Source organism: Gordonia sp. VNK1 (assembly GCF_040049135.1).
Classification (GTDB): domain Bacteria; phylum Actinomycetota; class Actinomycetes; order Mycobacteriales; family Mycobacteriaceae; genus Gordonia; species Gordonia oleivorans.
In genome coordinates this window covers 68,983-82,476 of sequence record NZ_JBDZDJ010000024.1, presented here as the reverse complement: position 1 = coordinate 82,476, position 13,494 = coordinate 68,983, and the positions used below count along the sequence as shown (strand labels likewise).

Below are 13,494 nucleotides of genomic sequence, written 5' to 3'. Positions count from 1 at the left end.
CATCGCCGCAGGAGTCACGCACTGACGCATCGGGGGACAGATGGACGCTGAGGGCCGGGTGTTCGTCGTCACCGGGGCGGCGAGCGGCATCGGGCGTTGTGTCGCACAGGAATTGGTGCGGCGCGGCGGGTACGTCGCGGGTGCCGACCGCAACGACGCCGGGCTGGCCGAGACCGCGCTGCTCATCGGCGACCGGTCACGCTTGTCCACCCATGTGCTCGACATCGGTGACGCCGACGCGATCGCCGCATTCCCCGACGAGGTGATCGTCGCGCACGGCCGGGTGGACGGACTGTTCAACATCGCCGGTATCCCACAACCGGTCTCGACGGTGACCGAGGTCGATGCCACGACCGCCGAGCAGATCCTGCGCATCAACTTCTTCGGCACGCTGTGGATGTGCCGGGCCTTCCTGCCACGCCTCGAGGAGCGGCCCGACGGCGCGGTCATCATGAACACCTCGAGTCTATCGGCGATCGCACCATTCCCCGGCGCGGCGATCTACGGGGCCTCCAAGGCCGCGGTGGCTCTGATGAGTTACGGCCTGGCCCAAGATCTTCGAGGACGTTCGCAGGTCACCGTGACCGCCGCGCTCCCGGGTACGGTGTGGACCGGACTGGTCCGCGACACCGCCCGCTCCCTCGGCACCAGTGAGGCCCTCGCGCAACGCTTCGCGATGAACCCGGAGCGCGCGGCCCGCCGGATGGTCGATGCCACCCTCAAGGGACGGCAGCGGGTGGTGATCGGTGCCGACGCCCACCTCTTCGACGCGGCCAACCGACTGAGTACCCATCTGGCAGAACGGATGTCCTACCTCCAGGTCGGGTCGTTCGTCTATCGGCGACCCCGGGGCTGACACCCGCATCAGACGATGCGGTCACCGGTATCCGGGTGGAACAGGTGCACGGCCCGGTCCGCCTGGCGCAGGCGCACTCCCTCACCACGTTTGGCCGGGGCACGCTCGTGCGAGCGGGCGACGAGCACCATCGGTTCACCGTCGAGGTTGTGCACCGACTGATCGGCGAGACTCGCATAGACGTAGGTCTCGCTGCCCAGTTCCTCCAGGAGGGCGACATCTGCGGACAGGCCACGATCGTCGTCGGAGAGCGCCAGATGCTCGGGGCGGATACCGACGATCACCGACGACAAGCCCGCCTTGCGCAGCGCCGCCTGTGACTGCGCGTCGATCTCGATGGACGCTCCTGCGATGGTGATGTCGCCGTCGGTGACCGGGGCGGTGAACAGATTCATTCCGGGGGAGCCGATGAAGCCGGCGACGAAGGCGTTGACCGGATGATCGTAAAGTTCGGTGGGGGTGGAGAACTGCTGTAGTACACCATGTTTGAGGACGGCCACCCGATCGCCCATGGTCATCGCCTCCACCTGATCGTGGGTGACGTAGACGGTGGTGGTACCCAGCCGCCGTTGCAATGCGGCGATCTGAGTGCGGGTCTGTACCCGCAGTTTGGCATCGAGGTTCGACAACGGCTCGTCCATGCAGAACACCTGTGGCTCGCGAACGATGGCTCGTCCCATGGCAACTCGCTGTCGTTGACCACCGGAGAGCTTGGCCGGCTTGCGGTCGAGGAAGTCGGTGAGGTCGAGCAACTTGGCCGCCTCGGCCACCTTGCGCTTGCGCTCCTCGGTGGGCACGCCCCGCATCTTCAGTGCGAAACCCATGTTCTCGCCGACGGTCTTGCTGGGATAGAGCGCATAGTTCTGGAACACCATGGCGATGTCGCGGTCCTTGGGCGCGACGCCGACCATGTTGTCACCGCCGATGCGGATCTGACCGGAATCGATCTCCTCGAGGCCGGCGAGCATCCGCAGCGCGGTGGACTTGCCCGAACCGGAGGGGCCGACCAGGACGACGAACTCGCCGTCGTTGATGTCGAGGTCGAGGGAGTCGACGGCGAGTTTGTCGGCGCCGGGGTAGACGCAGCAGGCCTTGTCGTAGGTGATGGAAGCCATGGTGTTCTCCTAGGTGAAAACCGTTGTGGTGGTGAGGTGGACGACAGATCTACTTGATGGCGCCGAAGCTCAGGCCGCGGACGAGTTTGTTCTGGGCGATCCACCCGCAGATGACGACCGGCAGTGCGGCGAGGACCGACGCCGCCGACAGCTGCGCCCAGTACAGTCCCTGGCCGGACATGAATCCGGTGAGGAACACCGGCATCGTCTGGGCATTGACAGCGGTCATGTTGACGGCGAAGAAGAACTCATTCCACGAGAAGATCACGCAGATCAGCGCGGTGGCTGCGATTCCGGGTGAGACGAGGGGGGCAATCACCTCCCGCACCGAGGTCCACAGACTCGCCCCGTCGATGCTGGCCGCTTCGAGGAGTTCTCCGGGCACTTCCAGGAAGAAGGACCGCATCATCCACACCGCGATCGGCAGATTCATTGCGGTGTACAGGATCACAAGTGTCCAGATGTTGTCGAGCATGCCCATCTTGCCGACGATCACATACAACGGGATGATCGCCGCGACGATCGGCAACATCTTGGTGGAGATGAAGAAGAACAGGGCGTCCTTGGTCTTGCGCACCGGTCGCAGTGACACTGCAAAGGCCGCGGGCACACCCAGTACCAGCACCAGGATGGTGGAGACGATGGTCGCGAACAGTGAATTGAGCAGCGGGGTACCGATTCCCGCGTCGAAGACGTCGCGAAACTGTTGCAGCGTCGGCGTGAAGATGAACGTCGGCGGGTTGGTGGCCGCGTCGCTCTCCTGCTTGAACGCGGTCAGCACCATCCACAGCACCGGGAAGAAGAAGCCGATGGCGAGGATCCAGGTGATGGTGGTCAGTGCCATCTGCCGCGGGTCGCGACGGCGTTCGATGTCGTCGGGTGTCAGGTGTCCGGCGGACGTGGGTGTTGTCGCCTCGGGGCGGATGTCGGTGCTCATCAGGCCGGCTCCTCTGTTCCGGTGAAACTCTTGAAGATCAGACGCAGGGCCAGTGATGCGACGACGATGGTGCCGATCACGGTGACCACGCCCATCGCTGCGGCCTGCCCGATGTCGAAACCGAGGAAGGCTCGTTGATAGATGTAGTAGGACAGGTTCGAACTCGACACCCCGGGACCACCGGAGGTCATCATGTACACCGCGTCGAAGGTGTTGACGAGGTAGATCGCGCCCAGCACGGTGCCGAGTTCGATGAACCGCCGCAGGTGCGGCAACGTCAGTTCCCGGAACAGCCGGACGCTGGTCGCCCCATCCACCCGGGCGGCCTCCTGGATGTCGCGCGGCATCGACTGCAGGCCGGCCAGGATGAGCAGCATCATGAACGGTGTCCACTGCCAGACCAGTTCGGCCATCACGCTCATCAGCGGGAATTCCGAGAGCCAGTCGATGTGGATTCCGAAGGGACTCAACGCCCAGTTGACCAGGCCGTTGGTGGGCGAGAGCAGGCTGGTCTTCCACAGCAGGGCGGCGGCCACCGGCGTCACCAGGAACGGCGTGATCAACAGGGTACGAACCACTCCGCGGCCCAGGAACTTTCGATCCAGCAGCAGCGCGAAGATCAAGCCCAGAACCACCGAGACGATGACGGTGCCGACGATCAGCACGATGGTGTTGAGGGTGACCCGCCAGAACTGCATGTCGGCGAACACGGCGCCGTAGTTGTCGAGCCCGACGAATCGTCGTGAACCCGGGCGGACCAGATTCCACGACTGGGTGGAGTAGTACAGGGTGAACACAAACGGGATCTGGGTGACCACGATCATGAAGATCAGCGCGGGCAGGAGTGGGCCGCGCCGGCGCCATCCCTCGGCGCGGCTGATGTGGTCGCGTCGCGACGTCAACGGCGCATCATCGCCGGTGTCGGTCTGCGGCCCGGGGGTCGATACTGCGGTGGCCATCGCTATTGCTCCCTCTGGTAGGTCTTACCCACGACCTGGGCGTACTGCTGCGCCTGTTCGAGCGCGTCGTGGACGCTGATCTGTCCGGCGATCGCGGCCGAGATCTGCTGGCTGACGCGGGTGCCCAGGTCCTGGAACTCCGGTATCGCCAGGAATTGGATTCCGGTGTAGGGCACGGGTTCCACTGTGGGCTTCTGCTGGTCGGCCGCCTGCATGGCCTGCAGTGTCTGGGCGGCGAATGGCTTCGAGATCGCCTGGTAGGCGGGCAGCTGGTAGGTCGACAGGCGGCTGCCGGGCGGGATGTGGGTGGCGCCGAGGGTGTCGGCGACGTGCTCGATGTATTTGCGGTTGGTCATCCAGTCGATGAACTTCCACGCCTCGTCCTGATGGCTGCTGCTGGTCGGGATGCCCAGCGACCAGGTGTAGAGCCATCCGTTGTCGCTCTTGGCCATTCGCGGTGCCGGCAGGTAGCCGACATCACCGGCGATGGTGGAGGTGTCCGGGCTTTCCAGCACCGACACCGCCGACGTGGCGTCGTACCACATCGCCACCTGCCCCTGCGACATCAGATTTCCGCATTCCTGGAAGCCCGACGACGATGCGCCGGCCTCACCGTACTCGCGGACGGTGTCGACGTAGAACTGCACCGCGGCCTCCACCTGCGGGCTGGTGAGCTGAGCGTTCCAGTCCTCGTCGTACCAGCGGCCGCCGTAGGCGTTGATCACCGTGTTCAGCGGCGCGAGCACCTCGCCCCAGCCGGGCTTGCCGCGCAGACAGATTCCGGCCGTGCTGTCGGTGGTCAGTGTGCGCGCGGCCTCGGCGACCTGCGGCCACGTCGGGTCCGCGGGCAGACTCACCCCGGCCTGCTGGAACAGCTTCTTGTTGTACATCAGGAACGATGACTCGCCGTAGAACGGCGCCGAGTACATCGAACCTTGGTATGACAGTGCGGTTTTGAGAGTCGGGATGAAGTCGTCGGCCTGATAGCCCGGGTCGGCGTCCATGTAGGGGGTGAGGTTGACCAGCCAGCCGTTCTCGGCCCACATCGGGGTCTCGTAGTTGCTGATCATCACCACGTCGAACTCGCCGCCGCCGGTGGCCACCGATGCGGTGATCTTGGCCCGGGCCTCGTTCTCCGACAGGGTGACGAAGCGGACCTTGACGCCGGGATTCTGCTCCTCGAACTGACTCGAGAGCGAGACCGCGTCCTGCATCTGGGAATTGGAGACCATTGCGACGGTGATCTCACGATCCCCGCCGCCGGTCAGCGAGCCCGCGCCCGCGCAGGCGGTGGCCGTCAGTGCCACCGCGGCGAGGACGGCCGTCACGGCCGCACGCCCGTGCCGCCAGGTCCGGCGCACCGTCGCGCCCGGACGTCGTCGTGAATATCTCACTGTTGACCTTCCTGTTGTGAGACAAGCCATTCCGCGGTGGTGACGTCGGTGACGAGAATGGTCGCGTAGCCGCCGCGGAGGGCGCCGAGAATCGATTCCCGGCGGTGGGTTCCACCGGAGATGAGAATTGCCGTGGGACAGGCCCGGATCGCTTCGAGCGGGACCGACACGGTCCGCTGCACCAGACTGGATTCGACGGGAGCGCCGTCCTTGTCATAGAACCGGCCGCCGATCTCGCCGACGGCGCCGAGGGCGATGAGTTCGTCGAGGACGATCGCATCGATGTAGGCACCCTCGAACAGGGTCGTCGAGGTGGACACCGAGCCGACCCCGAACAGCATCACCTGGGCGCCGCGCGCCGCGGAGAGTGCCTGCGAGAGAATCGAATCCCGGTTGAGAGCGATCACGGTCTCCGGATCGGCGAAGAGCGGGGCGACCAGCCGCAGCGGTTGCGCGTGCAGGCGTTCGGAGAATCGCGCCAGGGCGTGGTCGACGCCGGTGTGATAGTCCACCGAGGTCATCGATCCGTCCATCTGGACCACCCGCTGGCAACTCGATGCCCCGCCCATGGCGTCGGCGGTGGCCACCTGCTCAGGGCCCCAGGTGAAACCGAAGGTATCCGATGCCTGGATTCGGCGTGCCACCACCGACGCACCGGCGCGCCCGAGTGCCGCGTTGCCCGACGCCGATCCGTCGGCCTCCTCGTCGATGATGAGGACCTCGTTGAGTCCGAAGACCTCCTCCACACGTCGTTCGAGGTCGGTGTGGATCGATGCCGACAGGTGTGCCGGGGCGGTCACGCTGACCTGGACAAGGCCCTGCGCGCGGGCCCGTTGGATGAGTCGGCCGGCGGTGGGTCGTGACACGCCGAGCCGGGCGGCTATGTCGGCCTGGGTGAGGCCTTCGAGGTGGTACATGGTCGCGGCACGCACGAGCAGCCGCAGGTCCTGGCCGGTATCGGTGGCCGAACGCACCGTCTCGGTTGTGTGTTTACGAGATGCCATCGGCGGTGATTCCGTCCTATCAGCCTTCGTGAGCATCTGCTCACTAGCGGTGAATGTGCTCAGTACGCTAACATCCTCGATGTGAGCTACGCAACAGTTACCGATCAACGTGAGGCAACCGGCCGCACCATGCGAGCGGCGGTTCTGACCCCCGGGCGCACCATCACCACCGAGGATCGGCCGATCCCCACTCCGGCACGTGGCGACGTGTTGGTGCAGGTCAGCGCGGTGGGTGTGTGCGGTTCGGACACCCACTACCTGCGCCACGGCCGGATCGGCGAACACGTCGTCACCGAACCGCTGATCCTCGGACACGAGGCTTCGGGCGTGATCACCGCGGTCGGAGCCGACGTCGACCCAGGTCGGATCGGCCGGCGCGTCTCCATCGAGCCCCAGCGCCCGGACCCCACGACCGCGGAATCCCTGCGCGGCGACTACCACCTCTGTCCGCACATGCGGTTCTTCGCCACTCCCCCCGTCGACGGCGCGCTCGCCGGGTTCGTCACGATCGGTTCGGCGTTTGCGCACGACATCCCCGACGAGGTGAGCGACGAGGCGGCCGCACTCCTCGAACCCCTGTCGGTGGGAATCGCGTCGATCACGAAGGCCCACGTCGGGATCGGCGACTCCCTGCTCATCGCCGGCGGCGGACCGATCGGCCTGATGTGCGCGCAAGTGGCCCGCGCGGCCGGGGTATCACGAATCGTCGTGAGCGAACCGGATGCGGATCGACGCTCGCGCGCCGCGGAGTTCGGCGCCACGCTGGCGGTGTCCCCGGACGACGAGGTCGAGCCCGTCGACGCCTTCGTCGATGCCAGTGGCGCCCCCGCCGCGGTGCGTGCCGGACTCGCGGCGCTGCGCCCGGGTGGCCGGGCCGTCCTGGTCGGCATGGGTGCCGACACCATGGAACTACCCGTGTCGCTGATCCAGAACCGCGAGATCGTGCTGACCGGAGTGTTCCGCTACGCCAACACCTGGCCGACGGCACTCGCCCTCATCTCGTCGGGGGCCGTCGATCTCGACGCCATGGTCACCGCACACTACGGACTCGACGACACCGAGGCGGCACTGAACTCCGATCGGATGGCCGGAATGATCAAAGCCGTTGTCCACCCACAGATCTCACATCACCCCGACACCCCCGGCACATCCCGAAAGGCCGAATCGTGAGCACCGCGCTGAGCGCCGACAACCTCCCCACCATCACCGGGGTGCCCATCCCCGACTACGACCGAGGCAGGGTCACCGCATCGATCGTCCACTTCGGGGTCGGCGGATTCCACCGCGCCCATCAGGCGATGTACCTCGACCGCCTGCTCTCCCACGATCCGTCGTGGGGAATCCGCGGCGTCGGTGTACGACCCGCCGACGCCCGCATGCGTGATGCGCTGCTACCACAGGACTGCCTTTACACCCTGACCCTCAAGCATCCCGACGGAAAGGTCGAGACATCGGTGATCGGGTCGATCGTCGACTACCTCTACGCCCCCGACGATCCCGAGGCCGTCATCGAGGCGCTGGCCGATCCGGCCACCCGTATCGTGTCGCTCACCGTCACCGAGGGCGGATACAACTTCTCGCCGGTCACCGGAGAATTCGACGCAGCCAATCCCGACATCGTGGCCGACCTGACCGGAAAGCGGCTTCCGACAACGGTGTTCGGCCTGGTCACCGAGGCTCTCGCCCGCCGCCGCGACCGAGGAATCGACTCCTTCACCGTGATGTCGTGCGACAACATCGCGGGCAACGGCCACGTCGCAGGAGCCACCTTCCTCGCCTACGCCCGGCTGCGTGATCCCGCTCTGGCGGAATGGATCTCCGAGCACACGACGTTCCCCAACTCGATGGTGGATCGGATCACACCGGCCACCCCACCGGATCTCGCCGACGAGGTGGTGGCACGGACCGGCATCATCGACCGCTGGCCGGTGGTGGCCGAGCCGTTCACCCAGTGGGTGCTCGAGGACGACTTCGCCTGCGGACGACCACCTCTGGAGACGGTGGGCGTGCAGGTCGTCGACGATGTGGAACCGTATGAACTGATGAAGTTGCGGCTGCTCAACGCCGGCCACCAAGCACTCTGTTACTTCGCGTATCTCCTGGGGTACCGCTACGTCCACGACGCTGCCATTGACCCTGATCTGCGAACCCTGCTGCGCCGCTACATGTCCGAGGAGGGCAAGCCGACGCTCGCGCCACTGCCGGATGTGGACGTCGACACCTACATCGACACCCTGCTGGAACGATTCGCCAATCCCGCTGTCGCCGACACGATTGCACGACTGTGTCAGGACTCGTCCAATCGGATTCCGAAGTGGCTGGTACCGGTGATCCGCGATCGCCTCGACGCCGGCGGTTCGGTGGATCTCGCGGCCGCGGTGGTGGCGTGCTGGACGCGCTATGCCGAAGGTGTCGACGAGAACGGTGAACCCATCGACGTCGACGACCCCATCGCCGATCGGCTTGTCCCGCTGGCCCGGCAATCCCGCAACGATCCCCTTGCCTTCCTCTCCGAGCAGTCATTGTTCGGCGATCTCGGCACCCGCGAGGCATTCACCGCGCCCTACTCCTGGGCGCTGGAATCACTGCGCAGCAAGGGAGCTCGCGCCACTCTCGCCGAGTTGCTGTCATGACGCTGGTCGCCGGCGTCGACTCGTCGACGCAGTCGTGCAAGGTGGTGGTGTGCGACGCCGACACCGGGGTGGTGGTCCGCATGGGTGGCGCACCGCACCCCCAGGGCACCACCGTCCATCCCGATCGATGGTGGGATGCGTTGTGCAGGGCGATCTCCGATGCGGGCGGCATCGACGACGTGGCGGCACTGTCGGTGGCCGGACAACAGCACGGCATGGTGTGTCTCGATGACTCCGGTGCGGTGGTGCGAGATGCGTTGTTGTGGAATGACACCCGATCCGCACCCGCTGCAGCGGAGTTGATCGGGGAGTTCGGCGGGGCAGGTTCCTGGGCCGAGCAGATCGGCGTCGTCCCGGTGGCCTCGATCACCGCCACCAAACTGCGGTGGCTCGCCGACCACGAACCGGAACACGCCGACGCCACCGCCGCGGTGTGCCTGCCCCATGACTGGCTGACGTGGCGGCTGTCGGGCACCGGTGACATCGCGACACTCACCACCGATCGCAGCGACGCCTCCGGCACCGGCTATTTCAGCGCCGATTCCGGCGAGTACCAAAAGGACATCCTGGCGATGGCTTTTCGGCGGCGTACCCCCGCGCTGCCCCGGGTCCTCGGTCCCGCGGAGTCCGCGGGACGGACGTCGACCGGATCCCTGCTCGGCGCGGGTGCGGGTGACAATGCCGCTGCCGCATTGGGTTTGCACGCAGGACCGGGCGACGCCATCGTGTCGCTGGGCACCTCGGGGGTGGTCAGCGCCGTCACCGAGGTGGCACCCCACGACGCGAACGGCCTCGTCGCAGGATTCGCCGACGCCACCGGACGACACCTTCCCCTGGTGTGCACGCTGAACGGCGCGCCGGTACTGGCCGCCGCCGCGCGAGCACTGGATGTCGACCTCGCGACGTTCGCCGACCTCGCGCAGTCGGCGCCGTCCGGAGCCGGCGGCCTGACGATGGTGCCCTACCTGGGCGGTGAACGCTCACCGAACCTGCCCGACGCCACCGGAAACCTGGGCGGGATCACCGCCACCAACTTTCTGCCCGCCAACATCGCACGAGCCGCCGTGGAGGGGTTGCTGTGCTCGTTGGTGTACTGCCGCGAACAGATCGAGGCCCAGGGCATCGCGCTGCGCCGGTTTATCACGATCGGCGGCGGCACCAAATCGTGCGCGGTGCAATCGATCGCCCCCGGACTCTTCGGGGGATCGATCGTCCTGCCCGCCGACGGCGAGTACGTGGCGCTCGGCGCCGCCCGCCAGGCCGCCTGGGCGCTCACCGGCGATCTGCCCGACTGGGAGATCGGGTCCACACTGATCAGCGCGGACCCCAGACCCGACGTCTACCAGCAGTATCGCCGACACGCGGACGTCGCCTTGTCGTTGCGCTGACCACCGTGCCGGCGTCTCACCGTCATCTGTCGGTCGTCCTCGAGGTCAAGGCCGATCCGAAGCACGAGTATCGGGACTGGCTCGGCGAACATGCCGACACCTTCGATCCCGAGGCGTTCGACGTCGACGCGGTGAATCGCCGCATTTCATCGGAAGCTGAGACCAACAGCGGCAACATGAGCGACGACGACTACTCCGAACTCCACCGACTGTTCACCATCCTCGGCGTCGAACGGCCGTCGACGATGGAAGAAGCGGCCAACGCCGCCGATCTCCGACACCGCCCGGATGTTCGCCCGCACGGCACTGTTGATTCTTGATCTCCCTGCATTCTTGATCTGCCATGCCGCCACTCACGCCCAGAAGCCGCGTTCCTCGAGCAACGCCACCGCACGGTGACCGCCACGCAGGAAATGCCCCTCGGTGAGGGTGCGTGCCATCCCCGGCGACCGGCTCGCGAGCGCATCGACGATCTCACGGTGATCGCGCAACGACGATGCGACCGACTCGGGATGGGAGTCGAAGAGGCCGTCCGGGATGGCTCCGCTGAGGAGCCGCAGTTCGGCGACGAGCCGCCGCGACCGCGCCCCCAGATTGACGACCCGGTGGAATCCGAAGTTGAGGCGCTCCAACGCCAGGAGGTCGTCGGCGGACTCCATCCGGGTGGCCAGCGCGCTCAGTTCGGCGAGTTCGTCGTCGGTCAGGTTCATCGATGCACGTTCGGCGGCCAGCCCGGAGATGACGCCGAGCATCCAGTAGTGATCCCGGATGTCCTCGCGTGCGAGGTCGGCGACGAAGGCACCGCGCCGCGGAATGGTCTCGATGATCCCCTCGCCGGCCAAGGAGATCAGCGCTTCGCGGACAGGGAGTTTGCTCATGCCGAGCCGATCGGCGAGCGCGTCCTGATCGACCTTGGTCCCGGGCTTCATCTCGCCGGAGAACACCCGTCGCCGGATCTCCTTGGCGGCGGTCTGCTTGAGCACCGAGGACGAGGAGACCGAAGACAGGGACGCCGGCGACGAGGAGTCGCCGGTGGCGTGATGCGGTTCCGCGCGGGTCATGGTCTCTCTTCCGTTGCTGGTAGGCGACGCGTATAGATTATCAACTCTTGGCCGCACAGGCGAAGTCTTGCAGGCCTTTTTCGAGTCCATCTGGTTTGCGCGCCACCTTTTTGATAATTTCGGGTCATGTCAGTCACGACTCAGCCACACACCCCCGCCGTCGGCGCCGACGATTTCGAGCAGATCCGCGCGGTCGTCCACGACTTCATCCGCACCAAGGTGGTGCCCCGCGAAACCGAGATCATGGAGACCAACGCCATCCCCGACGACCTGCGCGCACAGGCCGCCGAGATGGGGCTGTTCGGCTATGCGATACCGCAGGAATGGGGCGGCCTCGGCCTCGACCTCGCCCAGGACGTCGAACTCGCCATGGAATTCGGCTACACCAGCCTCGCGCTGCGATCGATGTTCGGCACCAACAACGGCATCGCCGGGCAGGTGCTGGTGAACTTCGGCACCGACGGGCAGAAGAAGCAGTGGCTCGAAGGCATCGCCTCCGGCGAGGTGGTGGCATCGTTCGCGCTGACCGAGCCCGGCGCCGGTTCCAATCCGGCGGGTCTGCGCACCAAGGCCGTCCGCCACGACGACGAGTGGGTCATCGACGGACAGAAGCGATTCATCACCAACGCCCCCATCGCCGATCTGTTCATCGTGTTCGCCCGCACCCGTCCCGCCGACGAATCCGGCACCGGCATCGCGGTGTTCCTCGTCCCCGCCGACACACCCGGTGTCGAGGTGGGCGTCAAGGACAAGAAGATGGGCCAGGAGGGTGCGTGGACCGCCGATGTCTCCTTCGACGGTGTCCGCGTCCCGGCGTCGGCCCTCGTCGGCGGCAAGGAGGAAGCCGGCTACAAGGCGGCAATGACCTCCCTGGCCCGCGGACGCGTCCACATCGCGGCTCTCGCGGTCGGCGCGGCGCAGCGTGCGCTCGACGAGTCGGTCGAGTACGCCGCCAGTGCCACCCAGGGCGGAAAGCCCATCGGCTCTTTCCAATTGGTGCAGGCGATGCTCGCCGATCAGCAAACCGGCGTGATGGCCGGCCGCGCACTGGTCCGCGACGCCGCCGCCAAATATGTCTCCGGCGAGGACCGCCGAACCGCACCGTCGGTCGCGAAACTTTATTGCAGCGAGATGGTCGGGAAGGTCGCCGACCTCGCGGTCCAGATCCACGGCGGCACCGGCTACATGCGTGAGGTCCCGGTCGAACGCATCTACCGCGAGGTCCGCCTGCTTCGCCTCTACGAGGGCACCAGCGAGATCCAGCGACTCATCATCGGCGGCAACCTGATTCGCGCGGCGTCCAAGTAGATCCCGCCAGTCGGTCGTTGAACCCCACCACCCGCACACCACCGCAACCCCGAAGGACCCACCCATGCCCGGACCACTTCTGAACAACCAGACCGCCGTGATCACCGGCGCCGCACAGGGAATCGGCTTCGCGATCGCCCAACTGTTCGTCGACGAGGGTGCACGCGTCGTCATCGGCGACGTCAACGCCGAGGCCGCCGAGAAGGCCGCCGCCGAACTGGGCGGCCCGTCGGTCGCGATCGGCGTGCGCTGCGACGTCACAAAGGGCGACGAGGTCGACGCCCTTCTCGCCGCCGCCGCGGACACGTTCAGCCCGGCCGACGTCATGGTCAACAACGCCGGTATCACCCGGGACGCGACAATGCGGAACATGACCGAGGAGCAGTTCGATCAGGTCATCAACGTGCACCTCAAGGGCACTTGGAACGGCACCCGCAAGGCCGCCGCGATCATGCGGGAACGTAAGAGCGGCGCCATCGTCAACCTCTCGTCCTTGTCGGGCAAGGTCGGCATGGTCGGGCAGACCAACTACTCCGCCGCGAAGGCCGGCATCGTCGGCATGACCAAGGCCGCCGCCAAAGAGCTTGCCCATCATGGTGTTCGGGTCAACGCGATCCAGCCCGGCCTGATCCGGTCGGCAATGACCGAGGCCATGCCGCAGAAGGCGTGGGATCAGAAGATGGCCGAGATCCCGATGGGCCGCGCCGGTGAGGTCACCGAGGTGGCCACGGTGGCACTGTTCCTGGCCACCCATCTGTCGTCCTACATGACCGGCACGGTCATGGAGGTCACCGGCGGGCGGTTCATGTGAGCGCGCAACAGCTTCAGCGGGCCGCGAT

13 protein-coding genes are annotated in these 13,494 nt (G+C 66.4%); 7 read left to right on the top strand and 6 right to left on the bottom strand.

Annotation, left to right across the window (positions count from 1 at the left end):
* Positions 1-40: 40 nt before the first annotated feature.
* A complete protein-coding gene (locus ABLE94_RS22455; protein ID WP_348809936.1) occupies positions 41-856 on the top strand; it encodes an SDR family NAD(P)-dependent oxidoreductase in 816 nt (271 codons plus the stop codon).
* Positions 857-864: 8 nt separating this feature from the next.
* Here the strand turns inward: ABLE94_RS22455 and ABLE94_RS22450 are convergent, their stop codons facing one another.
* The 5 genes from ABLE94_RS22450 to ABLE94_RS22430 all read right to left on the bottom strand — a co-directional run bounded on the left by ABLE94_RS22450 (position 865) and on the right by ABLE94_RS22430 (position 6,265).
* Positions 865-1,971 (bottom strand): ABC transporter ATP-binding protein, encoded by a 1,107-nt coding sequence (locus tag ABLE94_RS22450; RefSeq protein WP_348809935.1) that lies wholly within the window; start codon positions 1,969-1,971, stop codon positions 865-867.
* Positions 1,972-2,020: 49 nt separating this feature from the next.
* Positions 2,021-2,908 carry a carbohydrate ABC transporter permease gene (locus tag ABLE94_RS22445; RefSeq protein WP_348809934.1) on the bottom strand — a complete coding sequence of 296 codons (888 nt, stop codon included), beginning with the start codon at positions 2,906-2,908 and terminating at the stop codon, positions 2,021-2,023.
* Positions 2,908-3,867 carry a carbohydrate ABC transporter permease gene (locus tag ABLE94_RS22440; RefSeq protein WP_348809932.1) on the bottom strand — a complete coding sequence of 320 codons (960 nt, stop codon included), beginning with the start codon at positions 3,865-3,867 and terminating at the stop codon, positions 2,908-2,910. Before ABLE94_RS22440 ends, ABLE94_RS22445 begins: the two co-directional genes overlap by 1 nt.
* Before the next feature lie 2 nt (positions 3,868-3,869).
* Complete coding sequence (locus tag ABLE94_RS22435; RefSeq protein ID WP_425476261.1) at positions 3,870-5,195, bottom strand: ABC transporter substrate-binding protein; 1,326 nt, start codon at positions 5,193-5,195, stop codon at positions 3,870-3,872.
* Between the two features lie 62 nt (positions 5,196-5,257).
* Positions 5,258-6,265 (bottom strand): sugar-binding transcriptional regulator, encoded by a 1,008-nt coding sequence (locus ABLE94_RS22430; protein ID WP_348809931.1) that lies wholly within the window; start codon positions 6,263-6,265, stop codon positions 5,258-5,260.
* A gap of 129 nt (positions 6,266-6,394) precedes the next feature.
* On the opposite strand from ABLE94_RS22430, the gene ABLE94_RS22425 reads away from it, so the two are divergent.
* Genes ABLE94_RS22425 through ABLE94_RS22410 form a run of 4 tightly spaced genes read left to right on the top strand, consistent with a single transcriptional unit; the run spans position 6,395 to position 10,606 of the window.
* Positions 6,395-7,435, top strand: coding sequence for an NAD(P)-dependent alcohol dehydrogenase (locus ABLE94_RS22425; RefSeq protein ID WP_348809952.1), 1,041 nt, complete (start codon positions 6,395-6,397; stop codon positions 7,433-7,435).
* Positions 7,432-8,898, top strand: coding sequence for a mannitol dehydrogenase family protein (locus ABLE94_RS22420; protein WP_348809930.1), 1,467 nt, complete (start codon positions 7,432-7,434; stop codon positions 8,896-8,898). The genes ABLE94_RS22425 and ABLE94_RS22420 overlap by 4 nt, the downstream gene beginning before the upstream one ends.
* Positions 8,895-10,286 carry an FGGY family carbohydrate kinase gene (locus tag ABLE94_RS22415; RefSeq protein WP_348809929.1) on the top strand — a complete coding sequence of 464 codons (1,392 nt, stop codon included), beginning with the start codon at positions 8,895-8,897 and terminating at the stop codon, positions 10,284-10,286. Before ABLE94_RS22420 ends, ABLE94_RS22415 begins: the two co-directional genes overlap by 4 nt.
* 5 nt (positions 10,287-10,291) lie before the next feature.
* Entirely contained in the window at positions 10,292-10,606 is a 315-nt protein-coding gene (locus ABLE94_RS22410) for a hypothetical protein (protein WP_348809928.1), read from the top strand.
* A gap of 33 nt (positions 10,607-10,639) precedes the next feature.
* On the opposite strand, the gene ABLE94_RS22405 is transcribed toward ABLE94_RS22410, so the two are convergent.
* Positions 10,640-11,347, bottom strand: coding sequence for a GntR family transcriptional regulator (locus ABLE94_RS22405; protein WP_348809927.1), 708 nt, complete (start codon positions 11,345-11,347; stop codon positions 10,640-10,642).
* Positions 11,348-11,473: 126 nt separating this feature from the next.
* Here ABLE94_RS22405 and ABLE94_RS22400 point away from each other — a divergent pair, with 126 nt between their 5' ends.
* Positions 11,474-12,655, top strand: a complete 1,182-nt coding sequence (locus tag ABLE94_RS22400; protein WP_348809926.1) for an acyl-CoA dehydrogenase family protein — start codon at positions 11,474-11,476, stop codon at positions 12,653-12,655.
* Positions 12,656-12,719: 64 nt separating this feature from the next.
* The gene (gene fabG, locus ABLE94_RS22395) at positions 12,720-13,466 is read left to right on the top strand and encodes a 3-oxoacyl-ACP reductase FabG (RefSeq protein WP_348809925.1); all 747 of its coding nucleotides are present in this window, start codon (positions 12,720-12,722) and stop codon (positions 13,464-13,466) included.
* The last annotated feature ends 28 nt before the right edge of the window (positions 13,467-13,494 follow it).